The following is a 25,486-nucleotide window of genomic DNA, read 5'->3' on the forward strand; positions in this document are numbered from 1 at the left end:
CTGCCCGGTGGGTGGTGCAGGCCGTCGGGCGGACGGGCGACGGCCGAGACCCGCCGCCCGCCCGCCCGCCGGGCGGACGGGCGGGCGCTCATCGACGGGTACACCAACACCCGTCGGAGCGTGAGCTCGATCGCGATGGCCGTGGCAGTCCCGGCTCGGTGTCGTCATGACAAGCGGGCACCACAGCAGCCGGATCAGGCCAGCGTGGGCGGCGGGTCGCCGCGGAGCAGGTACAGCGGGTCCTCGTCCGGCGTCGGCCGGCCGGGCCGCCCCGCGGTACCGGCGTCGTTGTCGCCGGTGCCGAGCAGGCTGGGCAGTTCGGCCAGGCGGAGCCGGCGGCGGCCGTTGCCGATCACGTGCCAGACCGGCCCGGCCGGGCCGCCGCGCCCGGCGGCGTGGTCGCGGTTGGCCGTGGCGACCAGGACACCGCTGGTACGGCCGGCGAGGTGGCGGTGGAAGTTGGTCTCGATGGCGGCGGTGGGCAGCCAGAACAGCACCGGCCAGGCCATCCCCTGGTTCCGCAGACTGCGATACCCGGGCAGCTTCGCCGCCCGGTCGGGATGGCTCATCGTGCCGGTGTCGTGTTCGAGGAAGAACCCCACCGGCTCGTCGTCCTCGGCCCAGACACCGTGCCCGTCGGGGCGGGCGGCGGGCTGGGTGACGCGGTCGGCGAATCGGGTCGGCGACCACCAGCGCTGCAGCCGCGTCTCGGGGTGCTGCCGCTGATGTGCGAGGAGGTCGATGAAGAACTGGTGCGCACCGTCGTCGTGGATGAGGTGGCCGATGCGGGTGGCGGCGGCCGGGTAGGTGTCGCGCTGGTCCCGGGCCGCCCGCGCCGATGGTGCCGGCTTGCCCTGGTAGAGCGCGACGTACCGGGCGGAGAGCCGGCCGGGGACCCAGTGCACCGGGAGCGGGCCCAGCTGTGGGTGTCTGGGCATGAACCAGTCGATGAAGCCGATCTTGCGCAGCACGTTGAGCCGGTTGCGGCAGGTCCGTACCGAGGTGAACAGGACGGCGGTGATCTGCTCGGTGGTGAGGAACCGGTGCTCGGACAGCAGGTGCGCGATGACGTAGTCGCGGGGTTCCAGGCGTCTGGAGATGGCCAGGAGGTCGTCGCGGGTGGCGGATCGGCGGGGTGTAGCGCGAAGGGGGGTAGACCCTGCGCGGGGATGGGTCACCCCCGCGCGGGGAGTATCCCCCTGAGGGATATTTCGGGGTTGGCGCGGATCGTTGGTCATGGGCTCCTACCAGCGTGGTTGGGTACCGACGGGCGCTGTTGATCACAGGTGGGGCGGCGCGGGGTTCGCCCGGGGGTTGACCCGCTGGTGCGCCTGCCCCGCTGCCCGCCTCGTGCGGACCGGTTCGGGGTGCGGTCACGGCTTGGCGCTGGTGCGGCGTGGCCCTCTGGCGAGTTGCTCGATACCGGTCGGCTCGTCGTCGGTGTCGGGGCGGGCGACGGCCTGACGCAGGGCGGTGGTCTCGCCGATGATCGGCAGCGGCGGCCGGGTACGCATGGTGAACGCCGCGGTTTCCCGGTTGGCCACGACGAGGCGGCTGGCGGTGGTGTAGGCATTCAGGTGGGATAGGTCATGCTCGTCGAGCTCGGGCAGGGTGTGCCTCGCCAGCTGGTGCGCGTCCTCCGGACTGACGTTGAAGAACATCTTGTTGCGGGCGTTGGCCGACAGCGCCAGTTGGGTCTCACGCGGCAGCTGGGTCAGGTTCTGGTGCGCGAGGACCAGGGACAGGCGATAGCCGCGGGCCTCGGCCAGCATGTCCCCCACCGACCCGGCCAGATTCAGCACGTTGTGCGCTTCGTCGATGTACACCGATGCGTCGCGGCGCTGGTCTTCCGGGATGCGGGCGCGGGCGGTGGCCGCCTGCCACACCGAGGCGAACACGAAGCTGCCCATCAGCTTCGCGGTCTCCTCGCCGATCTGCCCTTTGGGCAGGCGGGCGATGAGGATGCCACCGTCCAGGACACGGCCCATGTCGAAGCTCGACGTGGGCACGCCGAGGGTGTCTTTCACGAAGTCGCGCAACAAAAAGGCCCGGAGCCGTGCGAGCACCGGGCCGATGATCTGGGAGCGGACGGGGGGTGGGGTGCCCTCGTACCATTCCCAGAACCCTTTCAAGCCTTCGGGATCGTCGAGGTCGTGGGTGAACGCGGCCCGGAACTGCTTGTCCAGCAGCAGCGGCGGCACCAGGGTCAGGGTGGCGCGGGCCTTGCGCATCAGGGTCAGGCACGCCACCCGCAGCACGTCGTCGATGCGAGGCCCCCAGTGCCTCTGGAAGATCTTGCTGAAGATGCTGACGATGTTGTCCACGACGAGGTCGTCGTCGATCCCAGACAGCGGGTTGAGGGTGGCGCCGCGCTCCTGGTCCGGGTCGATGAGCACGAGCCGGTCGGCGACCGTCGCGGGGAGCCGATCGAGGATGTCGAGGGCGAGGTCGCCTTTGGGGTCGATGACGACAACGCCGCGGTGGGCTTTGATGTCGTCGAGGACCAGGTGGGTCATCTCGGTGGACTTGCCGGAGCCGGTGGCGCCGATCACGTGCAAGTGCTCCCGCGCGTCGACCACGCGCAGCGCCACGGAGTGGCCGCCGACTTCGGCCCGGCCGAGGACTTTGGTGCCGCGCCCGCCGGTGGGCACGGCGACCGGGGCGGGGACGGCCTTGGCGCGGGCCCGGTCGAGGCCGGGGACGGCCACGTCGGTGGGCAGCGCGGCCAGGACGGTGAGCTCGTCGGCGGACAGCAGGAAGCCCCGGGAGAACCGTCGCTGCGCGAGGACCGCCGCCGGGTGGGCCAATCTGCTGCGGCGCAGCCGGTTGCGGCCGGTGTAGATGCCGTAGGCGGAGCCGACGCCGTGGGCGACGGTGACCAGCCGGCGGCGGATCGCCTCAGCGTCCGGGTCGGTGCTACGGCCGGGTTGGACGGTGACCGCGTAGCGGATGCCGACCTCCCACTGCGGAGCGAGGGACTTGTCCATCGCGGGGCGGGCGTCGTGGTCGCGGATCGGGTCGCTCGGCGCCGCCCGCCCGTACCCGCCGCCCCGCGCCGTGTGGCTGCGGGACGGGGTCAGCAGTTCGGTGACCAGGTTCAACCCGCCGCGCAGCCAAGTGGTCGGGTCCAGCAGGCCGCCGCCGGGGGGCCGGCCGGTGCGTAGCCCGGCGGCAGCCCGCCGGGCCTGGGTGACGCGGCGGGGTGCGGCGGGGCGGGCCAGGATCTGCACGCAGGCGCGCTCGCCGGCGGCCAGGCCGGCACCGGCCGCGACGAGGGCCCGGGTGGGGTCGGTGTCGTGGTCGGTTTCCAGGGGGTACCAGGCCGGCATCGCCGGGGCGAGGGCGCCGCCCTCGTCCCGCACGGTGTTGTCCGTGGTGGGGACGGGGACCGGGGCGGTGGCCTCGGTGATGGTGGCGGAGGCGCCGGGCCAGGCAGCGCGGACCGCGGCGGCGACCGGCCCGGCCGCCACGGCGCCGGGCAGCCACACGTAGATGGTCAGCTCCCGGCCAGTCCACCGGTACTCCAGCGCGGCGTGCGGGGTGCCGTAGACCAAGCGCCGCCACCCGGAGGGGGCGAGGAGCTCGTACAGGTTGGCCCACCAGGCGGCGGCGCCGGCCGGGTCGACCTCCGGCGGCGGGGTGATGTGGACCTGCTGGGCGTGCCGTGCGAGCCGCCGGTGCCGCAGGGCACGGACCCGTGCCGAGGCGATGGTGCCGGCCACGGCGAGCACGATCGGGACGGCGGCCAGCCACGGCCGGGGCGCGACCCATCCGGCGGCGGCCTGGATCAGGTCGAGCAGGTGGGAGTGCGGTGCGGTGGGCACCATGTTCGGGTCCACCGGCCGCGACGGGGACGGTGCAGGTGTGGGAGGCATGACAAACTCCAAGACAGTCCAATGCGGACAGACACGAGGTGCGGGAAGAGGGCGATGGGCCGCTACAGGTCGGCGTCGTCGGTCAGGTCGGCCAGCCCGGCGCAGAGCTGGTGCTCGCGGGCCGAGGCGACGGTCTGGAACGCGACCCGGTGCGAGCCCGCCAGGAGCAGGGCCTCGCCGCGGCCGGCGGCCAGCAGCATGCGGGCCTCGCCGCCGGTCAGCGCGAACGTGGCGGCGATGAGGTCGATGGCCTGTGGGGCTTGGCGCATCAGGATCTGGGTGGCGGCGTTGGCGATGACCGCCTGCCCGAGGTCGGAGCCGAGGAGGTCGGCGGCGTCCTGGGTGACCACCGCGACCCCGGCCCGCCGCTTGCGGGCCGCTTTGGCCAGGCGGTAGAGGAACTTGGCGCCCTCGCCTTCGCGGAGCAGGGTCCAGGCTTCGTCGACCACGACGAGGCGGCGTGCGCCGAGCCCGTCGGCGCGGCTCGAGGTGGGCACGTCGACGTCGCGCCAGATCGCGTCGAGGGCGAGGAGCATGCCGGGGGCACGCAGCTCGTCGGCGAGTTGCCGGGTCGACCACACCACCAGGTGCCCGCGCGGGTGGAAGGTCGTCGGCCCGTCGAAGAGCTCCTTGAAACTGCCCTCGGTCCACGGCGACAGCCGGGCGGCGAGGGTCTGCGCCCCCGGGGCATCCGCGGCCTGCAGGGTGGCGGCCAGATCGCGCAGCAGCGGCGCCGGCCGGGTCCAGGTGGCCGGGTCGTTGCTGATCCCGGCCACCGTGTAGGTGGCGCTGATCGCCTTGTCCAGGGCGGCCTGCTCCTGCGGTGGCGGCTGCTGCCCCAACAACACTGCGACGAGCGTGTGGATGAACAGGGCCCGGCGGGTGAGGGCGTCGGCGCGGCGGTCCCCGGCCGGAATGTCGAGCGGGTTGATCCGGATGCCCGGGGCGCCGAGCTGGATGGCGGTGCCGCCGACCGCGTCGCACAGCCGCAGGTACTCGTCCTCAGGGTCGATGATCGACACCTGCACCCCGTCGTAGAGCGAGCGCAGGGTTTCCAGCTTGACCAGGTAGGACTTGCCCGCGCCGGAGCGGGCGAGGACCACCGAGTTGTGGTTGTCGCAGGACCAGCGGTCCCACCACACGACGCCGTTGGACGCGGTGTTCAGCCCGTACAGCACGCCGCCGGCGGGGGTCTGCTCCCCCGGCAGCGGGGCGGGCAGGTCCGCGCTGGCGAGGGGGAACGCGGCGGCCAGGGCGTCGGTGTCGAACACCCGCCGCATCCGCAGCGAGTCCACGCCGAGCGGCAGGGTGCTGGTCCATCCCTGCAACTGCCGCCAGGTGGCCGGCTGCGTATCGAGCAGCACGGACGCGGCGGCGGCCCGGACCTCGGCGACCGCCTCCACCAGGTCGGTTTCGGTGGGGGCGTGGACGCACAGGTAGTGCCCGGCCCGGAACAACCTTGCGGCGCCGCGGGCGAGGCGGTCGGCCAGGTCGGCGGCGTCTTCGGCGGCAGCGTCGGTGACCGGGTCACCCAGGCGGCCGTGGTCGAAGTCGAGGCGCCGGTTGGACTCCAGCCGGGCCCGCTGCCGCCGCAGCCGGGTGGCCGCGGCAGCGGCGGGGATGGGTTCGATGTGCTGCACGACGTCGACCCGGCCCGGCCAGGCCAGGAGGGCGTCGAGCCAGGCCAGGCCGACCTCGGGCGGGTACCCGGTGATGATCAGCACGGCGGTGTAGCCGTCGCCGACCTGCAGGTGCCTGGCGGTGGACTCCACCGCGGCCGGGCCGATCGCCGCGGCCAGGGCCGCGGCGTCGTCGCCGCCGCCCAACGACGAACGGCGCCCCCTGCCGGGGGCACCGTTCGTGATCGCGGGCGTGGTTGTCTTCGTGCGTCTCATGGGCTGAGCTCCTCGGCGAAGCGGGGTCCGATGACCGGCTGGTGCACGGGGGTGCGCGGCCAGGACGCGTCGGTGTACTGGTAGGGGTCGACCGCCGCGGTCAGCACCGCCGCGGCGGTCGCGCCGTCGAGGACCCGGGTCTGCGCGCCGAGGGTCGACAGGGTCGCGGCGGTGTGCTCGGCGCGGCGCATCGCCTCGGCGGCGGCGCCGCGCTCCCCCGGTGCGGTGTGCGCGATGGTGACGGTGCGCCACAACGGATCCCGGCGGGCGGCCACGTCGAGCAGGAAGTCGCTGTAATCGAGGGCCGCGTCGGCCAGCGCCGGGTGCGGCAGGGAATGGGCGGCGTCGGCGACCCGCATCGCGTGGCTGGTCAGGTCGACGCGCTGCGCGGAGACCACGACCTGCACCGGCCCGGTCAGGCTGTTGAGCCAGCGGGCGTAGGAGCCGACCAGGGCGGCCTGTTCCGCCCCGGTGCGCAGGCCCACGTTGACGGTGGTCGCGGCGACCAGCACCGTCGCCCCGCCCTCGCCGAGATCGATGACGCCGTCGTCGCCGATCGCATCGGCGGGCAGCCGCAGCACCGCCGGCGGCGGCCTGTCCGCCGCAACGGCCGGCGCCCACACGGGTGCCCGGGTCGCTCCTTCCGGGGCGGGTGCCGCACGTCGCGGGGTGCGCCGGTGCATAATCGCGGCCCACAGCCACGCATCCAGCGGCAGGCCGTCGCGGCGGCCCAACGCGAGCGCGACCGCCACCCCGGCGAAGGGAATGAGCAGGATCGCCACCGCCGGCAGCGGCAAAACCCGGCCGACGGACTTGAGGATCAGGTAACCGAGCACGGCGGCAGCGCCGAGGATCGCGACCTGCCGGGCGGTCAGGCCCCACACGATCCGGTCGGGAGCCTCGATGTCGGCCGGTACCCGGGCGTGCACTTCTTCGTCGTCCACAATGGACTCCTATGGTCAGGTGATGGGAGGAAGCAGCCGGCGCGGCCACCACGGCCCACGACGCAGCTCGGCCGGGCGCCGGCGGATATATCGGGACCAGCGCGGCGTCAGCGGCGGGGTGGGGTGTTCCACGGGCCGCGGACCGGCGGCCGGACCGGCCGGCTCTTGGGCATCGCGGTGGCCGGGTTGGCACCGGCCGGGAGCACCGGCCGCGGGCCAGCCGGCGGCGCCGGTTGCACCCCGGCGGCCCGGATCGGCGGCCGCGACGAACGCGGCAGGGCGGGCGCCGACCGCCTGGGCACGGCCCGCCAGCCGGAGTCGACCCCGGCAGCCAGCTCCTGCGAGGTGTAGGGCCGTACCGGCCGGCCGGTGGGCCAGGCCACACCGACCTGCCCCGGCCCGGCACCGGCCGGCTGCGGCCGGGGGCCGCGGCCGGTGCCGCCGCCAGGGCGGCCGCCGGTCGACGGTGTACCGGCGGCGCCCAGCGTGGACGGCATCCGGGTCCGGCCGCCACCGGGCCGGCCGCCGCGGCCCGCCGAAGTTGCCGCCGCCCGGGCGGCGCCGGTGCGCCGCACCGGCAGCCGCAGCGCACCGGTCACCTGCTGGATCAGCACCGTCCGCATGATCATCCCGGCCACGTTGGGGCCACCGCCCATGGTCGCGTAGCGGCGCAGCAGCCCAGGGATCTTGACAACCACCCACAGCAGGCACATGACGATGAACAGGTTGAAGGTGCCGTTCAGATCGTGCGGCAGGCCCAGTTGCGGCACGTTGGCGTCCGGGTCGAGGAACACCGACAGAGCGGTGTGCAGCGCGACGGCCTGCAGCAGCACCGTGGCGAGAATGGCCAGCATGGAGCGCCACCACAGCCGGGCCACGGGATCGGTGTACGGGGTGGCATGGCAGGCCAGCGCGAGCGGACTGATACCCACCAGCACGATCAGCATACCGAGGCGCACAATCCAGGTGACCAGCAGCATCCCCGTCAACGCGGCGATGATCAGGCCGATGACGACAACGAGGAACTGGCTGGGCGGGTTGTTCATCGCGTCGAAGGTGACGTTCCGCAGCTGGACCAGCGAGCCCTGGGAGGTCACGCTGTCGCCGGTGAGCGCCTGGGTCAGCGCGTTGGCGAACTGGACGAGGTGCTGGCAGATCGGGATGGCGAAGTTCGCCGCGATCCACCCGAACACCAGCCGGGGCACCAGTTCACCCACGCCGTAGCGGGACGGCACGGTGCCGCTGGCCATGACCACGATCCCGGCGGTGATGACGGCCAGGACGAAGCAGACGTTGACCACCATCATCGACCTGGTGGTGATGGCGGTGACCTGCGGCAGCGTGCTGACATCCGGCGTGGTGAACGCGTTGCTGGACAGCAGTCCCCACAGCGCGGTGAGGGTCGCCAGGATCGCTTTGGCGATCCAGGTCATGGCTTGGTCAAGCAGCCAGGCAGCCATATCAGCCGCCCAGGATGTTGCGCAGGATGGTCAGGATGACCGGGGCCAGCAGCGCCAGGGCGTAACCGATCCCCGCGCCCTTGAGCGAGCCCTTGGCACGCTCCAGTTCGGACGGATCACCACCGGCCATCAGGTACCGGGAGCCGCCGATGGTCAGGAACAAGGTGGCGACCGAGGCGATGATGCCGGTGATCCAGGCGGTCAGGTTGCCGATGACCGTGGGCAGGTCGTTGACCGCCAGGGGAATGCTGTCGGCGGCCCACGCGGGGGTGGCCGCGATCAGCAGCGCCGGGAGGGTGGCCGCGACGATGGTCGCGGCACGCCGGACGGCGTTGCGGGAGTTGGGTTTGCGGTGCATGGTGGGTCACACCTCCCGCCCCAGCTGCCTGGGGCGTTCGCGACGAGCGGATGGGAGGCGTCACCGCAGGAGCGGCAAGGGCAAGCCGTGGGAGCCTTGCTCCGTCACGGATGCCAGCGACAACGGGTGTGAGCACGGCCGTCTCGGCCGGCCCTCCGCGCAGGCCCTGGGGTGGCGCGGGAAACCGCGCGGCGACCCGGGTCGTTCAGGGTCGGTGGCGATTCCTTGCCCACCAAGGGCTCCCGTTGGGTACCCAACACAGCACCGAGGCCGGCTCGGGCACCCAACTCACTCAACTGGGCACCCGGATGGCTGGGCCGGCGCCGTCGCGTGGCGGGTCGTGTACCGACCCGATCAGAACGCTGCCGGGGCGGTTACGCGTCGCGGACTGTCGAACGCGACCGGCCCAGGCGTGCACGATCGCGCGTCAGGCCCGAGCAGCCGCGCCGCAAACGCCAACAGGCGAGGCGACGACCCGGGAAGGTCGCCGCCCCGCAGTGTTGGCCGGACCGCACGCCGCTGGCCGGCGGTGAGCGATGCGGTCAGCCGATGCCGCCGGCCAGGGTGGCGTAGACGTCACGGGTCATCGCGTCCCACGCGGCGCCGAGCTCGCCGAAGCCGTGGCAGCGGAGACCGAGCGGGCCGACGGCGGCAAGGAACACCCACACCGCCGGGCCGGGGTCCGCGCGGCGCAGCACCAGGCTCCACCGTGCCGCGTGCAGCACCGCCACGACCGGTCGGCCCCGATAGTCCCGGCCGATCCGCACCGCCCCCGGCGGCGGGGCGGCGGCCAGCACCCGGGCGTACCGGATGATGTTGCCCACCACCTCCCGCCCCGGCAGCCACAGCAGGAAGGCGTGGGGATCGTCGAGGTTGACACTCATGCCGTCGTCGACGAGATGGCCGGGGCCGAGCGCGGCGCGGGACTGTTCGGTCAGCGCAGCGGCGAGCTGGTTGGCAGCACGCTGCCACGGCTGGTGCCGGCGCAGGTAGCCCGGCAGGATCGCGGTGGCCGGGCGCACCACGACGATCGGGAACGGCCCCGGCCCGTCGCAGTGCCGTGCCCTGGCGCGGCCCGGCGCTGCGCCGGCCGACTGCGCGTCTGTCGATGGCATGGCTCGGCACCGCCCTACCGACTCGCCGGCGTGGCGGTCACCAACGCGGCACTGTCGCCGGCGACCGCCGGGGCGTCGCCGAGACCCAGCCCGAAGTCCAAGCCGGCATCCGGGTCGGGGCTGCCCGTCGTCAGCGGCACCAGCGGCACCCAGTCCAGTTCACCGGCGCGGATCGCCTCGGCCAGACGCAGCTCCGCCTTGCGCCGCCACGCCGCAGCGAGCGAGACGGCGAGGCCGAGCTTGTCCGCCACCGTGGCCAGGGCGAGCTCGTCCAAGCGAGTGCCAGCGATCAGCAGGTACTCGTCAGGGTCGATGACCGCCTGCGCCACCGCCCGAGTCAGCACCCAGTCCGGATGGTCCCAGGGCTGCTGCGGCGGCATCGACCAAGTGGCGTGCACCCGAATCGCGTCGGCCCCCTCCTCGCGGGCCCGGGCGGCCTTGACCGCGCGGGCGCCGGCGTCGATCAGCTTCCCGGCAATCCGGGTGTCACGCAGGTCGATGCTGCGGAGCCGGTCCACAAACGCGGCGAGGAGTTCGCTGTCGCGGTCGCTCGAGTCTCCGGGCCAGCCTTTGGCCAGCAGACCTGCCGTGCGGCGCAGCCCGGGCATGGCGATACCGACCGCGGCAATGACCCAGGCCGGGCCGTCGCGGCGGGCCCGCACGACCAGTTCCCGCCACACCGCGTCGCGGACCGACCGGGAGGTGGCGTCGTTGATGAGCAGCTTCTTCAGCTCGTCGAGGGGCAGGATCCGGTCGGGCAGGCCCGCGAAGCCGCGCCCGTCAACGGCGAGGGGGGCGGGTGGGCAGACCAGCAGGTCGAAGGCGCGCTGCGCGGCATCGAGGGCGGTGGTCGGCCAGGGCCGGCCGGTCGACCGGCGACCCGACCGCGAATACGGCCGGGACGGCTGCCGCGACTGGCGTCGGGACTGTGGTGTGGTCATCGGTGGGCTCCCGTGTCAGGCGGAACGCTCCGTACCCGGCCACGAAAAAAGGGGCCGTGTCGGACGTTGGTCGCCGTTCATGGCCGCATGCCAACCCAACGGGTTGGCCAACCCGCGACCACCCAACCGGATCATGACGGTGACGCCGAACGCTGCTTGTTTGTTGGGTGGTTGGGTCCAGCTCAGGCCCGTTGGCGGGCGTCGGCCCGGAACGCTGGACCGTCGCCGGGGCGGCGGTGCCGCCGCCGGCGGAGCCGGTGACGTTTGCGCACCTCGCAGGGGCCGCGTTGGGTCCGTTGGAAAGCCGCTACCCAACTGGGCGCCACGCCGGACCGCCGAACTGGCGGGGCCTGACTGCGCCCGGATCGGCCGACAGCGGCTACCGGGGACGCAGCACCGCCGTCGCCGCGGTCAGTAGCAGGTCTTCGGCGACGGTGACCACCCTCTCGGATGGCCTCGACGCTCAGCGCACCGAGCCGTCGCCGCCCGGCCACGAATGGCAGCTACGCGTTGAGGGCGGCATCCAGGCTGTCATCGAGCCGGCCGAAGTCGTTGCCGCGCTCCGCACGTTGCATCCGCCCGGCCAATCGTCTCCTGGTCAATGTTCAGGAGGAACACCGCGTCGAGCCGGGCCGCCAATTCCAGGGCGTTGCTGGCCTGGCCGCACAGCCACAGCGATGCCGCACCGACCTGCTCGGCCTCGGCGATGATCTCCTCCAGTCGGCCGGGATCCCACCGCCACTGGTGCACGGACAGCCAGGCGTGTCCGGGCGGGCCGGCCGGGTCACCCGCCGCCACTGGACGTCGCACTACCCGAGCAGGACGGTGTCGGCGCTGAACGCGTGGTGGCTCCAGGCACGTACTGCCGGGCGATGGTGGACTTAACACGTCCAATACCCCGGCCACCAGACAACGGGGCACCCCCTCGCCCTGCCACACCGGTGCGGCCGACCGGCCGCCGGTGAAGGCAGTCCGCAGCACGTCGCCAGCGCTCGGGCCGGACGGCGACGGTCCCGGGGTTCCAGGGTCCAGCGATCAGGCGGTGGCGGCCGGTATGGGCACTGGGTAACCGGTACCGGCGACCCCCGGTGCAGTACGGAACTCGGTGCGGTAACGGTGGACGTCCGGCGCCGTACCGCACCCGATACCGCGACCGGTGACCGGGCCGTACTGGTACCCGCCCACTGACCGGACCGGCACCGGCACCGGCAGGCCACGGGTGCACGCCGATGGCACCGGTACGCGTACCGCCCTGCAGTGACCGGTCCGCCCGCCCGGTACCGCCCGGTGGCCGTCCGGCCCCGGCCACCGCGAGGATCATCGGCCGATACGCATCGTCACCGCACTGTCGGCGCCGGACTCGGCCGGCATCGCACGAATCCAGTATCCGGATATCGCGGCGTACGCATCTACATCGGTCGCCCACCGGCCACGCCACCACCAGCGAGGGATGTTGATGGCGACCACAGCGCGGCCGATCGCCTCCACACCACCGTCAAAGGAGTTGTCGCCGACCGCACGGTGCATCAACCGGTCCGCGCAGGAACCATCCGTACCAATTACGGAGCGGGCGCGCCTGCGGCGGGCGCGCCATTCGATCACCAACCGGTACCGGAACCGGCGGCGCCGCGACCGGTACCGGCCCGGCGGTGTGCCTGGTCGCCGTTTGAGGCGGCCCACACGCGGGTACCGGCGGGCGCCACACCGGTACCGGCCGCGCCCGCACCGGTACCGGTGATGCCCGCCGCGGCACCGGACACGATCACGGGCTGGAACGGAGCGCTGAAACCAACGGCGTGGCGGTTCGGCGCGGCCGTCAACCAGCGAGCACGCCCCGCAGCGACGGCCGTACCCATCACAGGCAGGCACCCCGGTTGAGCGGCCGCCGGTCGCAACGCCGGGCTGGTTGGCTGCCCAACCACCGGCCAGCTAGGCACCCGACGAGTCCGGTTGGGTCGCGCCCGCGGCGGTACCCAACCGAGCTGGGTATCGCCATCCAACCCAGTTGGGATCGCCTAGCGCCGGTTGGGTGCCGGTTGGGTTGCCTGCCCCGTCGACCGCTGCGGGCGGGGGTCCAGTTGGGCCATGGGTGGGCGTGAACACCAGCCACCCCGCGCGGGAACCGCACCCGCCCATGGCCGACCACCACGACCGCCCCGACGACGACCGCGAACGTCGCACCGCACCCCAGCCCGACCAGCCGCACCACCTTGACCCGCGCATCCCGGACAGCCCCGGCCCGGACACTGGGTACACACCAGATGCCGATGACCCGCTCACGCTCTCCGAACTGATCGCAAGCGGCGACATCGACGTCGTCCCCGGCGACCCACCGGTCCCGATCGCGGTCTGGCGCGTCGCCGACGTCGACGCCCAATGGAGCCGCCAGCGCGCCGACGCGCTCACCCCACGGCTGGCCGCGCTGCTCGTCGGCACCCACACCCGCCCCGGCGACACGATCGTGTCGATCGGCCACGAACCCGCCCTGGCCGGTGCGGCCGGCGCCGGCGCTCGCCGCTACCACAGCCTCGACCACCCCGACCAACTCGCCGGCCTCGACCAGGCCGCCGGCACGGTCGCGCTGATCGTGCTGCCCTGGCCGCCACCCAACCGGCCCGGCACAACGAGCCACCAGATGAGCGGAGTACTGAGCCGGGACAGCCTGGTCGCGATGTTCGGCGCCTGCCGGCGGCTGATGAGCCCAGGCGGCTGCACCATCGTCGCCCTCGCCGGGCTGCCGCCACAGCAGACCTTCGTCGAGCACAGCAGCGCACTCATCCCGGCGGCGCACCAGGCCGGCCTCGGCTGGCTACAGCACATCGTCGCGATCACCGCCCCGATCGTCGGGCCGCACATCACCTGGCGCGCCGCACCCGCCGACCCGGCGCTGCTGCGCGCCGCCGCCCATCTCAGGGTGCATCTGGACTTGTTTGTGTTCGTGAGTCGGGGCAGCCGGCATGGCTGAGTACGCCCGCCCGTATGTCGCGACATCCGCCCTGGCCGGTGCGGGCGGGTCGCCCGCCGGCTGCGGCGACACACCATTGTCGCCGTCAGCGCCGCTGTTGTCGGTGATCCTGGTCGGGCAACGCAGCCTGGCCCGGCAGCGGCACGGCCGGTACGTCGCCGGGTCCGGGGCGCACCCGGCCCGGATGGCCCCCGACCTGGCCGCCGCCCTCATCGGCGACTACACCCGCCCCGGCGACCTGGTCTTCGACCCCCTGGCCGGGACCGGCACCACCCTGGTCGAGGCCATCCACGCCGGCCGCAACGCCCTGGGCATGGAGTACGAACCCGGATGGGTCGCGCTCGCCCGGGCCAACATCGACCTGGCCCGCCGCCAGGGCGGCACCGGCCACGGCCGAGTCCTGCGCGGCGACGCCACCGTGCTCCCCCGCGGCGTGCCCACCGAACTGCGCGGCCAGGTCAGCCTGGTGCTCACCTCACCGCCGTACGGCAAGACCATGCACGGGCGGGTCGAGCACAGGCGCGGGCCATTGGCCCGCTTCCACAACACCTACAGCCAGCGCCCACCGCACGGCGCCACCGACGGCGAGGCCGCCGGCCCGGTGGCGGCGGCCCCGGCGAACCTGGCCCACCGCGGGCGCGACGCGCTGCTGGACGGCATCACCGCTGTGCTGGCCGGCTGCGTCCCGCTGCTCAAAGCCGGCGGGATCATCGCCGTGGTGGCCCGGCCGTGGCGACGCGACCACTTCCTGGTCGACCTGCCCGGCCAGACCATCCAGGCCGGTCTGGCCGCCGGGCTCGAGCTCGTCGGGTGCCGCCGCGCGGTGCACGCCGCGGTCCGCGACGGCAGGCTGCTCGCACGTCATTCGTTCTTCCAGCTGCATGTGGCCCGGGCCAGCCGCCGCAAGGGCATCCCGGTCAGCCTCATCCAGCACGACGACATCGCCCTGCTGCAGGCCCCCAGCGATGTTCTGGCCGCGCCCGGGCGGTCAGCGTGAGCACGCCGCCGCGCCGCGCCCCGCCGCGCCCGTCCGGCCCCAGCCCACACTCCGGACGGCTCGGATCCGGGGCGAAGAGCAGGGGTCGGCACCGCGGCGCGAGTCGCGCTACCGTCCCCGCCAGCCCGGCCCGGCCGGGAACGGCCAGACCCGGAAGCCAACCGGGTGCTGCGGCTGGTCCTGACCGGACACCGTGCCGATCACCGCAGACCAGCCTCAACAGGCGGTCAAGGCGCTGTCCGCCATGATCGTCGCCTGGTTGCAGCGGCAGGCACACCACGGCCGGTCACTGACCGGCTGACCCAGACGCGGGGCCGGGCTGGCGAGGCTCCCCGCCGCCCGGCCCCGCCCAGGTTTCCCTGCACATCCCTTTCAGTGTTGGAGATCACCATGCCCACTACCGCCATCGGTACCCATCGCCCGCGCCGGGTCGCGCCATAGACGCGCACCCGCGACCCTGTATGCCTCCTCCTCCCCCACCAGGACAGGAAATCCGGCTGCAGATGTTCCTACTCAGCCACCCCGACTAGTACCCGGTTGCCGAGCACGCCGAGTACGGCAGCGACGCCCGCCGCACCGGGCCTGCCCTTGCGGCAGGCGGTCGCCGACGCCCGCGCTCCGCAGTTCGACCTCCTGCTCACCGAAAACCTGGACCGGCTCGGTCGCGGCCTGCCCGGGTCACCGGGGCTGCTGATCGACCTGGACCGCGCCGGCGTGGCCATTGCCACCGCGGACGGCGCGGTGAACACGACCCGGTCGGCCGACCGGCTACTGCTGGCGATACTGACCGCGATCGCCGAGAACGAGGCCGCCGGCCAGGCCGCACACCGCGTCGAATGCGCTTGCCGCCGTCGCCTCCGCCACGCGCGCTGGGCCGCGTGCCCACGGCTGGACGAATGCGGCTAAGGGAAGGAGAGGACCGTCACGGCGCGTCGCGCCACCACCTGCGCCGCCCGTAGGCCGCCCAACTGAGCGGCCTACCGTCCAGCTCAGAGGACAGTGCTTCCAGGGCAGGGCAGGGCAGGGCAGGGCAGGGCAGGGCAGGGCAGGGCAGCGAGTTGCATACTCCCTGGTGCAGGTCGTCGCTGGCGAACATGAGGAGGTGGTTGTCGTTGCCTTGCTCAACAACCGTGACGAGTACGCGGGCACGAATCGCCTCGGCCAGATCCGGCGTCAGCGCTGCGGGCGGGCACTGCATCAGCCGGGCGACGTCCTGCAGCCCGCACGACGGGCCGATCAATGCGGCGACCCACAGTAGGCGCTGCACGGGCATGGGCAGCTGGGCAGCCTCTGCAGGAGGCCGCCAAGGTGCGGCGGAGCGATGGTGGAGGTTGCGGGATGCCGCAATGCGATCCACCGGCACTGCCACCGCAGGATGTCACGGAGTGTGGGTGGCGGCCCGCGGGTGGCACGCCGACGAGGTCGTGCAGGAACGGCCGTAGGATGATGGGCAACAGGTCGAACGGACCTCCGGGGACCAAGCGGTAGTTGACCTTCCGGCAAGCACGTCCACATTGGACCGATTTCGTCGCCACGTCCGTGGCGCGTCACATTGGCTCGGATCCGTTCACCGCTGCATCGTCGCCGCTTACGCGGGCGGCGTCCTTTCGTCGCTGCCGACTGGCTCTCTGCCGACAGCGAGGTGAACAGTACTTCCGTGGCCGACCAGTAGGTGCCGACGGCGGCACCGGGCATGGGCAGCACCCGCAGATCCCCGAATTCTGCGGAGGCTCCTGCCAACCATGCGCATCACACCAGGTCAGCGCGGTAAGGCTGGCCGTTTCGTCCCCGAAGAGCGCTCGTCGCAGGTCCGCGGGAATGTGACGAAGCTCGACACCGACGAAGTCACGCAAGGTTCCAGCGCGATGGCGAGGGTGTCGCAGCTTAGACATCGTCTTCGCCTCGATCTGGCGAATCCGCTCACGGGTAACGCCTAGCCGCCGACCGACCTCGTCGAGAGATCGCGGGACCATGTCGCTGACCAGGCCGAAACGCAGTTGGATAACGACCTTCTCGCGCTCAGTCAAACTATTGATTGCCTCGGCGAGGCCACGGGCAACCTCGATGGACGTGAGTATCGAATCGGCCGAAGTAGAATTATTTGCCCGTTTTCTAGTCATTCAGCACGCCCTGAGTCGTCGCCGGGCTCAATAATGCCGCGGCGGTCCTCGGGCCTCTGCGGGAGGCGGTCAACGAGCGGGCGGAACGCCGAGACGAACACCGCTAGAACAGTGGGAAGGTCTTCGGGCCGAGCACGTCGGATCGCGGCAAGCCACACGAGGCAGAGGCCGACCGCAAGAGCAAGGAAGGGGGAGATCAGCAGGAACACGAGCATCAGCGACACAACGACCTCCAGAGACGACGAAACCCCCCGGTGTACGCGACACCGAGGGGTTGGGCAGCTTGTTTTGGGCAACAAAAAAGCCCCTGACCTCCAAGGTCAAGGGCTTGATCGATTGTACTTACGCATAGTCCTTCGCGGCGATGAGAGCCTATCGCAAAAAAGCCGGGCGGCAAAGCCCCCATCGGACCGTTGTTTTCCCAGCTCAACGAAAATACGCGCCGGTCGGGCGGTTTTGTGACACCCGTGACCAGTCACGCTCGCGTAGCGCAGGTGACGCGCGGCGGCGATTCGCGCTTGACAAGCAACTGCGGGGGCGGCTGGCGTTATGGCGCGGCAACGTGCTGGCAGACGGGCGCCGACAAAACCGTGCCGCATCGCACCGGGCTGTGCTGCCGACCAGGCCAGCCCCGAGCAGATCCCGGGCGGTGCAGCGCGCTCGGGCCGGCTGGGGGCCCGACTGGTCGCGACGAATCCGATAGTGCTTCGCGGTTCAACGCGGCCTCTGGGCGGGACATCCGCCATGACCGGCAGCGCGGCCCCGATCGGCCAATTCATCCTAAAAACTGAACGGCCGTTGCAACCTCAGTGCGACTGTTGCTACCTCTATGAGCATGGCGACCAGAGCTGGAAGCGATGTCGGAGGCGGTCGTCGTACAGTCCGCTCGCCGCCCCGGTGACTACGCCGCCGCCCGCGGTCCGAGCGGCCTGGAGATCGTCTTCCAACGGCGGAGAACAGCTACTCGCCGGCACCGACGGCATCGACCGCGTCGCCTCGATCCTGCGCGACACCGTGCTTGGCCGGTGTCGTTCGTCGACAGACCAACGGGACGCTCATCGACGCGGCATTTCTCGAGGTGTTTCGGCGGCACGGAATCCGGGTGAGCGTCTCACTCGACGGCGGTGCGCGCGCCCCCTTCCGCCACCGGCGCTACGCGAACGGCCGGGAGAGCTTCGACCTCGTGGCACGCGGCCTGAACCTGCTGCGCAGCGAGACCGACCTCTACGCCGGCCTGTAGTGCACATCGATACCGACAACCATCCCACACTGGTGTACGAGGACCTCCTCCGCTTCGCCTCGCCCCGGATGGATCTGCTGCTGCCGCATGGGACGTGGGACCGTCCGCCGCCGGTCGCGGCGCCGATCAGGCCGCCACGCCCTACGCCGGTTGGCTGGCTGGCAGCGGTCTTCGACCGCTGGTGCGACGCACTGCTCCGGGAAACCTCGATCCAGATCTTCGAGTCGATCGGCGATCTGCTGTTCGGCGGGCACGGCGAGAGTGAGGTCGTCGGCCTGGGGCGGGACATGACGGTGACCATTGAGTCCGACGTCTCGATCGGGCACAACGACTTCTTCAAGATCACCACGGACGGCGGCGCGGAGACTGGCCTTAACGTCTTCGCCCACGACCTCGCCGACGTGCTCGCCCATCCGGCCTGGACCGCCCCGACCGGGCTCCGCGGGCTCTGTGCTACCTACAAGGTCGTGCCCCGTGGTACGCGTCTGTGGCGGCGGCCTGCGGCCCACCGGTTCCGCTCCGGCTAGCTCGACAACCCATCCGTGTACTGCCCCGACCTCTTTGCGCTCATCGCACACATCCCGCGCCGCCTCACCGCGGGCCTCCTGCGGTTGCGCACGGCCAGCACAACAACGGTGGAGACACCAGCGTGATCCGGCGCTACACGCTGACGATCGGCGATCTCGACGCCCTCGGCGTCGGCGACGGCATGCTCGAATTGCACCGCCAGCTGGCCGCGTCACAGAAGTCGAGGCGCATGCTGCTTGAGCACAAGTGGTCGCGCACCGGTTTGCAAGTGCGACCCGTGTGTATACTCGCCAGCTGCACCGGCCGATCTCCACAGAGGACCGCAAATCTGCTGGTGGCTTGGCCGGCGGTGGCACGACACCGACCCCGCAGAGAAGGTCGCGACGGTCTCGGTCGCCGGGTTCCTGATCTGGCTCGTCGGCGACCTTGTGCTCAGCGGCATCCGATGACCGCAACGCGGCCGCCTCGTCCCACACCTCCGCAAGCTCGCCAACACCCCCTCAACGAACGCCGGACCGTCCGCCAACTAGCCCGGCTCCCCCGTGACGGTCAGTCGTTCCGCCGATCGTCCGCTACTGTCCGGCTCACAACCGTTTCGTCGAGTGCTGCCAACTTGTTCGTTGACGCCAAGGTCTCCGGATGGTTCTCCCCCAGGATACGACGGCGGGCGGCAAGGACGTGCTCGTGCATCGAGCGCGCCTCGGCAAGCTCGCCGAGCCCGGCTAGCACATCCGCAAGATTGTGCATAAGCGTGAGCGTGTTCGGATGGCTCTCACCGAGGACCCGCCGCGCCGTGGTCAGGGCACCGGTGTACATGGCGCGCGCCTCGGCGGTTCGCCCCAGCTTGGCGAGCACGCCCGCGAGGTTGTTCATCGAAGCAAGGGTGTCCGGATGGTCCACACCGAGATTCCGCTGTGTGGCCTGCAGCGTCTGCTCATGCATCATCCGAGCGTCGCCGAGTTCGCCGAGCCTGGCCAGCACCAGCGCAAGGTTATTCATCGACGTGAGCGTGTCGGCATGGTCGGCGCCGAAGATGCGGCGGCGTGTCCGCAGCGTCTGCTCGTGCATCGCGCGGGCCCGGGCGAGCTCGCCCAGCCTGACCAACACATCCGCGAGGTTGTTCAGCGACGTCAGGGTATCGGCGTGGTCCGTTCCGAGGAGGCGCCGGCGGGCACTCAGGATCCGTTCGTGCAGGGCACGTGCGTGGTCGAGCTCGCCGAGCCTGGCGAGCACCTCTGCAAGATTGTTCAGTGCGCCGAGGGTGCCGGGGTGATTGCCACCGAGACTCCGGTCCAGCCGGATGTGCGCCTCCCCGAGGAGACGTTCGGCCTCCCTGAGCTCGCCTCGCCGCTGCGCATACAGGCCGCATACGGTCAGCAGCCGTGCCGCGTTGTCGTCAGCGGACGGCGGCAGGTGTTCGGCAATCGTCGTGATGTGGGGGTACAACACCGCGATCTGCGACCACGTGCCGGGATCGTCGGGGTGGGCCGGGAGGGCAACGGCAAGGAGCTGTGCGGTGATCTGCGGCCAGGTGACGCGCCTAGCACGGAGGCGCCGCCACCATGGCACGGACGGCGTGGGGTGCTGGTGCCGGATGATCTCGGCGACGAGCTGGTGGACGCGGATCGTGCCGTCCCGGATATCGATTAGGGCAAGTTCGGCCAGCACTTGTAGGGCGCGGTCGTAGGCGGCCTGGTCCTGGGCGGTCTGGCGCAGCGGGGCGGGGAGCTGGTGTGGAGCGACGGTGGCAAGAGCCCGTGGGATGGGTGCGGCGGCGAGATGGGCGAACAGCTGCATTAGGGACGGGGCTGCCGGGTGCTGGTGGTCAGCCACATTGACCGCAAGGGTGATGGTCGCGTCAACCGTCAGGTGCTGAGCATCGTCGATGCCGTACCGGAGGAGGCGGTGCTGCTGGATGGCATCGAGATAGTCGGTCAGGGTGCGACCGGTGGCGGTGCAGTAGGCGCGGGCTTGTTCGAGCGCCAAGGGAAGGTAGCCGAGGCGCTCGGCGAGCTGCACCGCGGCGTCCGTCGGTACCCTGCCTGCATGTCCGGCCTTCGGCATGAGGAAGGAGGCTGCGGCTTGCGGGGGGAAGAGACCGACTTCCTGAGTGGCAGCGGTGTTGTCCCAGTAGGGGTTGCGGGACGTGATCAGCACTTGGCCGCCGCGCGGCGGGATGAGACCACGAATGGTGTCGGGCGCGGCGTCGTCGAAGACCAGTAGCCAGCGGTCACGGTGGCAGAGGGCCGCCACGACCGCGGAAGCCGCCTGCTCCTGGTCCGGCCCGAGCGTGAGCTCAAGGGGTCCAGTGAGTTGGGCCAGGCCAGTCATGGCGGAGAGTCGGCTGGTGGCGCGAATCTGCCAGGCGATGTCGAACCGGTCCGCGTGCTTGTGCGCCCAGGCCAGCGCGAGCTGAGTCTTGCCGACACCCGGGATGCCGTGCAGGACCACCCGCCCGGTCGTCTCCAGAGCAGCGCCCAGCGCGGTGAGGTCAGTGTCGCGTGCGGTGAACGTCGCCACCGGCGCCACCACGGTCCACGCCTTCGCATTGACCGCCGGCCCGCGCGGCGGCGGCGAACCTACCGGCGCCTGAGCAATGACGATGTCACGTTGGGCCTGGTACACCGTCGCATTCTCACGGGCACGGCCACGGAACCAAGCCCACTTGCTGCGCCGCATCGGTCGGTTCACGGCTGTGAGCGCTGGTTGTTGCCGACGTTGTGGACGTCACGGCCGGCTTGTACCACCAGCGCGTTACCTCTCGCCTTGCCGCTGAAGCGGAACGTCCGGCGAGCGCCGTCGCTCGTACGCGACGGCAGGGCAAGGAACAGGGTCGCAAAAGCCAGCACGAAACTGCCGACACCGGCGAGCCATGACGCGACCTCGACACCATGCTGCCCGAACAGCACGGCGGCAATAATCAGCCCGACCACCACGAGCGCACCAACCACTCCGGTTGCCCACCTGCCAGTCCGGTTCATTCCTTTAGCATGCCGCAGCCGAGCAACAACCGTCGACCACCCAATCGACGACTCCCAAGACGACCAGCGCACTGATCCTGTGCAGGTAGAGCGAGCATGCCCGGAGCCGTGACCACGTCACGGCAGACGACCTGCCCGGCCTGCGGATCGAGCCCGAACATCGGGGCCACGCCCCCGCTGCCCTTGGGCACAGGCTGCTTGAGCAACCGTTAACCCCATATCAGCAAATCAGTGGTCCCGACCGGCGCCCGACCCAACGTTCCAACCCACGGGTTGACATCCAGCTCACGCCAGTTGCATACCCCACCGGAGATTTCCGATATCGGGCAATCGTCGGCAAGACCACGCCGGCTGGGTTGGCGGGTGGCGGCTGGTTGGGTCAGTTGGGCGGCCCCGATCGCGCGGCTGCCGGAAACCGGGCTCTGGTTGGGCCATGGGTGGATATGAACACTCCCGAATTGGCGCAGGAGTCTGACGCGCCGATAGCCGACACGCACCAGATCGACAGGGATCGGCTGCCCCCTGGCACGGCCATGACCCGGCCGATGCCGGCGGCGACGCACGTAGCCGCCGCCGGAGACGCCTGCGCCGCAACCAGCCTGGGTCTCCAGGCGATCGATGCGATATACCACGCCCCCGGCCTCCATGCTGCGGTGCGCTCCGGTGTCGCGGCCGGGCCGCTGCTGCGCTGCCGGAGTGCTACACACCGCAGCCAGCTTCACGCCGATACGCCGCGTCCCTCCCTCAGCAGTTCCCCGGTCGCCGAATGGGACAGCGGCGGCGCTGATGACCGGCCGCGCCACCGGTACAGCGACGGTCCGGACGAGCGCCGGCAGCTTGAGAACCAGCGTGAGGAGCCCTGGCAGTACCGCCGGCCCTCCGGTCAACTGCCCGCAGCCGCGCCGTGCCCTGTCAGCGCTGGCTGGCGGTGGTGCAGCGAGTCGCGCTACCGTCCCGCGCCGTCCAGACGTCGGCCGCATCTTGCGACCTGCGGCGACGGCGAGAGCAGGAGGAACAGCCCCTGTGAACAGACAGCCGACCGGCCGGCAGGTGCGCCATGACCGGCACCGCGAACGCCGGATGGGAGCCAGAGCCCCTGCTGAGCGTCGAGCAGGTGGCGCGATGGCTCGGCAAACCCAAAGCCACCCTCTACGCCTGGCGCAGTCGCGGCCAAGGACCACGTGCCATCCGGGTCGGCAACGTCCTGCGCTACCGGCACAGCGAGGTAGAGCGATGGCTCGACCAACAGACCGACCCACGCCGATAGGCAGGTACCACGGTGAGTAGACCGCAACTGCCCATCGGGACCTGGGGCAGCATCCGCCGGGAGGAAGTCACCCCACACCGGTTCCGGGCCCGCGCCCGGTTCCGCGACTACGACGGCGTCACCCGCGACGTGGAGGCATGGGGTCCCAGCGGCGCAGCCGCCGAACGTGCCCTGCGCGTCAAGCTCCGCGACCGATCCACCCCGAACAACAACGACATCAACCCAGACATGCGCCTGAACCGGCTCGGCGACCTGTGGATCGACGAACTCATCGCCGAGGCCCGGATCACCCCGCAAACCATCGCCCGCTACGAAGGCAGCCTGCGTACCGCCATCCGTCCCGCCCTGGGCAACCTGCGCATCCGCGAGGCCACCGTCGGCCGCCTCGACCGGTTCTTCAAAACGGTCGCGGCCCAGCACCCCGCCAAGGCCCGCGGCGCGAAGGTCGCCCTCAGCCAGATGCTCGGCATGGCCGTCCGCCACGACGCGCTTGCCACCAACCCCGTCCGCGACATCGCCCGGCTCGGCAAACCCCGCCGCACCGTCACAGCGCTGACCGTCACCGACCTGAACACCGTCCGCGACGCCATCCGCCGCTGGCAGACCCCAACCACCGGCAAACCCGGCCCCCACCACAACAGCGACCTCGCCGACATCGTCGACCTCCTGCTCGCCACCGGCGCCCGCATCGGCGAAATCCTCGCTCTACGCTGGGACGACATCGACCTAGCCCTGCCGCGCCCGACCCTCACCTTCAGCGGCACCCTCGTCTACGTCAAGGCACGCGGACTGTTCCGCCAACCCTGGACCAAGAGCCACGCCAGCCACCGCACCGTCGTGCTCCCCCGCTTCGCCGTCGACATGTTGCTGGGCCGGCAAGTCCACGCCACCAGCAACACCAACAACGCGATATTCCACTCCCGGACCGGCGCCTGGCTATGGCCCAACAACGTCCGCCGCCAATGGCGCGCCGCCCGCAAAGACACCGGACTCGACTGGGTCACCCCACACACCTTCCGCAAGACCGTCGCCACCCTGCTCGACCGGGAAGCCAGCACCAAAGCCGCCGCCGAGCAACTCGGCCACAGCAGCGAAACCACCACCGACACCTACTACATCCAGAAAGCCAAACAGGCACCCGACGTCTCCGACGTCCTCCAAACCCTCAGCAACCCCGACGCAACCGCCTGAGGGCCCAGACGCCCGGCCACATTGACGAACTGCTGCAACGGCCCAGCATCCAACGCGTCCTGACGATCCCGACCAAACACTTCGAACGGGCCTGGTCACTACACGCAGCGCATCGCGGAACGGAACCCGTCGAACACGGCGTCTGACCGGCCACACCGGGCCGGTGCGGTCGGTGGCGATCGCGCCGGACGGGACGTGGCTGGCCACCACCGACGACGACCGGGAGGTGCGGATGTGGGGGTTGGCGCCGCGGCGCCAGCCATCTCGGCCGAGACACGTGCGGATGGCATCCCGGCCGGTCTGACGCCGCTACTACGCCAGCTCGCTACCGACCTGCGAAGGGCAGGCGACCATCCGCTGCTACTCGCCGGGACCGGGATCGAGCCGGGCCTGCGGGCCAGCTGCCGGCGCCTTGTTGCGGAGATGTCGGACCAGGCAGATCAGTTGCGGGCGGCGCTGTCGGAGTTCGTGGGGGCGGACCCGCGCGCGGCGAAGAACATCCGGCTGGACGACCTGGACGGGGTGCTCTGGTCGGACGCCAAGGCGGCCAATGGTCCAACCCGCTGGCCCGACCACCTCCACCACGTCGTGCGGGAACATTCGGACGAGACCGGGCCCGGGTCCGGCCTGTTCGTCGTGCGGTTCGGCACCTCAATCGGTGCTGGCCCGCGTACGATCTAGCTCCCAGGTGTCGCCGCTGAATGTCAGCCGTGGCGCTTTTGCTGGCATCGAGATGACCGACGAGCACTGACAACGAGGTGGCGCCTCCCACCTGGTTCGCCACGATGGCATGAATGAATCGCGCCGTCCCCGAGCGGAAGCGCTCGCCGGAAGTACCGTTTCCCGCATCCGACGGAGAGCGCCTACGCATGGCGGGGTGTCGGTTCTACGATGCGGGAGGGAAAAGTGACCTGGCCGTTCGAGCAACGGTTCAACGTGGCCCAGTACGCCCGGCGGGTGGGCATCTCCGAGGGCCGCGCCCGCGCGATGCTCACCGATCTCAAGGGCAGCCGCCTGGCCGAGCCCGACGGCGCCGACGCCGACGGGAAGCCGGTGTGGTTCGCCTCCACCATCGACGCCTGGTGCCGGGCTACCGCCCGGCCGGTGCCCCGGCAGGCGCGTTTCCCGCACGGCTGGCCCGATGCTCCGGCACCAGCCGAACTCATCTACGACGAGGTGGTGTCGCTGCCGGATCCGCCCGGCCGGCAGGCGCATGTGCTGGTCTGGGACGCTGGCGACGGCGACGGGCACCTGCTGCTGGTTAACGCGCTGGCCGGCTTCGGCATCATGCAGCACACCCTCGCCAAGGCCGCCGCCCGGTTCGTCGAACCGCTGTTCTGGTCCGCCGCCGTGATCGTCATCGGCGTGCCGCCGTCGGTCAGCGGCGACGGCGCCGGCGGGCACTGGCTGCCGACCTGGCGGATCGCCGCGCCGGGCATCGAGGATCCCGGCCCGCCCCCCGCTGCAGCCACGCGCCGCGCTGGGCAGCCGACTGCCGCGCTTCCTGCGCCAGCTCATCGACGGCCCGGACGAGCCTCTGGAGATGGAGGCCGAGCCTGAGCGCTCAGCGCCGGAGCCGGCCGTCGAGCTCGGCGGCAACGTCAGCACA

24 protein-coding genes and 1 pseudogene are annotated in these 25,486 nt (G+C 71.4%); 10 read left to right on the forward strand and 15 right to left on the reverse strand.

Annotated elements, in window-relative coordinates:
• Window positions 1–194 precede the first annotated feature (194 nt).
• The 10 genes from ACQPXD_RS49080 to ACQPXD_RS49125 form a co-directional block, all read right to left on the reverse strand.
• A complete protein-coding gene (locus ACQPXD_RS49080; protein ID WP_432830880.1) occupies window positions 195–1,178 on the reverse strand; it encodes a replication-relaxation family protein in 984 nt (327 codons plus the stop codon).
• Between the two features lie 195 nt (window positions 1,179–1,373).
• Window positions 1,374–3,875: a type IV secretory system conjugative DNA transfer family protein gene (locus ACQPXD_RS49085; RefSeq protein ID WP_432830882.1), complete on the reverse strand. Its 2,502-nt coding sequence runs from the start codon at window positions 3,873–3,875 to the stop codon at window positions 1,374–1,376.
• Window positions 3,876–3,937: 62 nt separating this feature from the next.
• A complete protein-coding gene (locus ACQPXD_RS49090) occupies window positions 3,938–5,770 on the reverse strand; it encodes a VirB4 family type IV secretion system protein (RefSeq protein ID WP_432830884.1) in 1,833 nt (610 codons plus the stop codon).
• A complete protein-coding gene (locus ACQPXD_RS49095; RefSeq protein WP_432830886.1) occupies window positions 5,767–6,714 on the reverse strand; it encodes a PrgI family protein in 948 nt (315 codons plus the stop codon). Before ACQPXD_RS49095 ends, ACQPXD_RS49090 begins: the two co-directional genes overlap by 4 nt.
• A 107-nt stretch (window positions 6,715–6,821) precedes the next feature.
• The gene (locus tag ACQPXD_RS49100; protein WP_432830888.1) at window positions 6,822–8,174 is read right to left on the reverse strand and encodes a conjugal transfer protein TrbL family protein; all 1,353 of its coding nucleotides are present in this window, start codon (window positions 8,172–8,174) and stop codon (window positions 6,822–6,824) included.
• A 1-nt stretch (window position 8,175) separates the two neighbouring features.
• Window positions 8,176–8,532 carry a pilin gene (locus ACQPXD_RS49105; RefSeq protein WP_432830890.1) on the reverse strand — a complete coding sequence of 119 codons (357 nt, stop codon included), beginning with the start codon at window positions 8,530–8,532 and terminating at the stop codon, window positions 8,176–8,178.
• Between the two features lie 542 nt (window positions 8,533–9,074).
• Entirely contained in the window at window positions 9,075–9,647 is a 573-nt protein-coding gene (locus ACQPXD_RS49110) for a hypothetical protein (RefSeq protein ID WP_432830892.1), read from the reverse strand.
• A gap of 14 nt (window positions 9,648–9,661) precedes the next feature.
• On the reverse strand, window positions 9,662–10,588 hold the full coding sequence (locus ACQPXD_RS49115) for a hypothetical protein (RefSeq protein WP_432830894.1): 927 nt from the start codon (window positions 10,586–10,588) through the stop codon (window positions 9,662–9,664).
• Window positions 10,589–11,119: 531 nt separating this feature from the next.
• Complete coding sequence (locus ACQPXD_RS49120; protein ID WP_432830896.1) at window positions 11,120–11,386, reverse strand: hypothetical protein; 267 nt, start codon at window positions 11,384–11,386, stop codon at window positions 11,120–11,122.
• Between the two features lie 519 nt (window positions 11,387–11,905).
• Window positions 11,906–12,190 (reverse strand): hypothetical protein, encoded by a 285-nt coding sequence (locus ACQPXD_RS49125; protein ID WP_432830898.1) that lies wholly within the window; start codon window positions 12,188–12,190, stop codon window positions 11,906–11,908.
• Between the two features lie 493 nt (window positions 12,191–12,683).
• Here ACQPXD_RS49125 and ACQPXD_RS49130 point away from each other — a divergent pair, with 493 nt between their 5' ends.
• From ACQPXD_RS49130 to ACQPXD_RS49140, 3 genes are all read left to right on the forward strand, one after another.
• On the forward strand, window positions 12,684–13,553 hold the full coding sequence (locus tag ACQPXD_RS49130) for a hypothetical protein (protein WP_432830900.1): 870 nt from the start codon (window positions 12,684–12,686) through the stop codon (window positions 13,551–13,553).
• Entirely contained in the window at window positions 13,546–14,550 is a 1,005-nt protein-coding gene (locus ACQPXD_RS49135; RefSeq protein WP_432830902.1) for a TRM11 family SAM-dependent methyltransferase, read from the forward strand. Before ACQPXD_RS49130 ends, ACQPXD_RS49135 begins: the two co-directional genes overlap by 8 nt.
• 588 nt (window positions 14,551–15,138) lie before the next feature.
• Window positions 15,139–15,456: a recombinase family protein gene (locus tag ACQPXD_RS49140; protein WP_432830904.1), complete on the forward strand. Its 318-nt coding sequence runs from the start codon at window positions 15,139–15,141 to the stop codon at window positions 15,454–15,456.
• A 16-nt stretch (window positions 15,457–15,472) separates the two neighbouring features.
• Here ACQPXD_RS49140 and ACQPXD_RS49145 read toward each other — a convergent pair whose 3' ends face one another.
• From ACQPXD_RS49145 to ACQPXD_RS49155, 3 genes and pseudogenes are all read right to left on the reverse strand, one after another.
• On the reverse strand, window positions 15,473–15,823 hold the full coding sequence (locus tag ACQPXD_RS49145; protein WP_432830906.1) for a hypothetical protein: 351 nt from the start codon (window positions 15,821–15,823) through the stop codon (window positions 15,473–15,475).
• A 565-nt stretch (window positions 15,824–16,388) separates the two neighbouring features.
• Window positions 16,389–16,670, reverse strand: a pseudogene (locus ACQPXD_RS49150) (sigma-70 family RNA polymerase sigma factor); the annotation flags it as partial.
• Entirely contained in the window at window positions 16,667–16,894 is a 228-nt protein-coding gene (locus ACQPXD_RS49155; RefSeq protein WP_432830908.1) for a hypothetical protein, read from the reverse strand. The gene ACQPXD_RS49155 and the pseudogene ACQPXD_RS49150, both read right to left, overlap by 4 nt.
• Before the next feature lie 878 nt (window positions 16,895–17,772).
• On the opposite strand from ACQPXD_RS49155, the gene ACQPXD_RS49160 reads away from it, so the two are divergent.
• Window positions 17,773–17,910 carry a hypothetical protein gene (locus tag ACQPXD_RS49160; RefSeq protein ID WP_432830910.1) on the forward strand — a complete coding sequence of 46 codons (138 nt, stop codon included), beginning with the start codon at window positions 17,773–17,775 and terminating at the stop codon, window positions 17,908–17,910.
• Window positions 17,910–18,437: a hypothetical protein gene (locus ACQPXD_RS49165; protein ID WP_432830912.1), complete on the forward strand. Its 528-nt coding sequence runs from the start codon at window positions 17,910–17,912 to the stop codon at window positions 18,435–18,437. The genes ACQPXD_RS49160 and ACQPXD_RS49165 overlap by 1 nt, the downstream gene beginning before the upstream one ends.
• 550 nt (window positions 18,438–18,987) lie before the next feature.
• Here the strand turns inward: ACQPXD_RS49165 and fxsT are convergent.
• Together fxsT and ACQPXD_RS49175 are read right to left on the reverse strand one after the other, a co-directional pair.
• Window positions 18,988–21,063, reverse strand: coding sequence for an FxSxx-COOH system tetratricopeptide repeat protein (gene fxsT / locus ACQPXD_RS49170; RefSeq protein ID WP_432830914.1), 2,076 nt, complete (start codon window positions 21,061–21,063; stop codon window positions 18,988–18,990).
• 62 nt (window positions 21,064–21,125) lie between these two features.
• Window positions 21,126–21,374 carry a hypothetical protein gene (locus ACQPXD_RS49175; RefSeq protein ID WP_432830915.1) on the reverse strand — a complete coding sequence of 83 codons (249 nt, stop codon included), beginning with the start codon at window positions 21,372–21,374 and terminating at the stop codon, window positions 21,126–21,128.
• Window positions 21,375–22,476: 1,102 nt separating this feature from the next.
• On the opposite strand from ACQPXD_RS49175, the gene ACQPXD_RS49180 reads away from it, so the two are divergent.
• The 5 genes from ACQPXD_RS49180 to ACQPXD_RS49200 all read left to right on the forward strand — a co-directional run bounded on the left by ACQPXD_RS49180 (window position 22,477) and on the right by ACQPXD_RS49200 (window position 25,437).
• The gene (locus tag ACQPXD_RS49180) at window positions 22,477–22,686 is read left to right on the forward strand and encodes a helix-turn-helix transcriptional regulator (protein ID WP_432830916.1); all 210 of its coding nucleotides are present in this window, start codon (window positions 22,477–22,479) and stop codon (window positions 22,684–22,686) included.
• A 12-nt stretch (window positions 22,687–22,698) separates the two neighbouring features.
• Entirely contained in the window at window positions 22,699–23,877 is a 1,179-nt protein-coding gene (locus tag ACQPXD_RS49185) for a tyrosine-type recombinase/integrase (protein ID WP_432830918.1), read from the forward strand.
• 142 nt (window positions 23,878–24,019) lie between these two features.
• Window positions 24,020–24,181 carry a WD40 repeat domain-containing protein gene (locus ACQPXD_RS49190; protein ID WP_432844232.1) on the forward strand — a complete coding sequence of 54 codons (162 nt, stop codon included), beginning with the start codon at window positions 24,020–24,022 and terminating at the stop codon, window positions 24,179–24,181.
• A 119-nt stretch (window positions 24,182–24,300) separates the two neighbouring features.
• Window positions 24,301–24,558, forward strand: coding sequence for a hypothetical protein (locus ACQPXD_RS49195; RefSeq protein WP_432830920.1), 258 nt, complete (start codon window positions 24,301–24,303; stop codon window positions 24,556–24,558).
• Window positions 24,559–24,783: 225 nt separating this feature from the next.
• Complete coding sequence (locus ACQPXD_RS49200) at window positions 24,784–25,437, forward strand: hypothetical protein (protein ID WP_432830922.1); 654 nt, start codon at window positions 24,784–24,786, stop codon at window positions 25,435–25,437.
• Window positions 25,438–25,486: the final 49 nt, after the last annotated feature.

The organism is Dactylosporangium sp. CA-092794, from assembly GCF_050948465.1.
In the GTDB taxonomy this organism is placed as follows: Bacteria; Actinomycetota; Actinomycetes; order Mycobacteriales; family Micromonosporaceae; genus Dactylosporangium.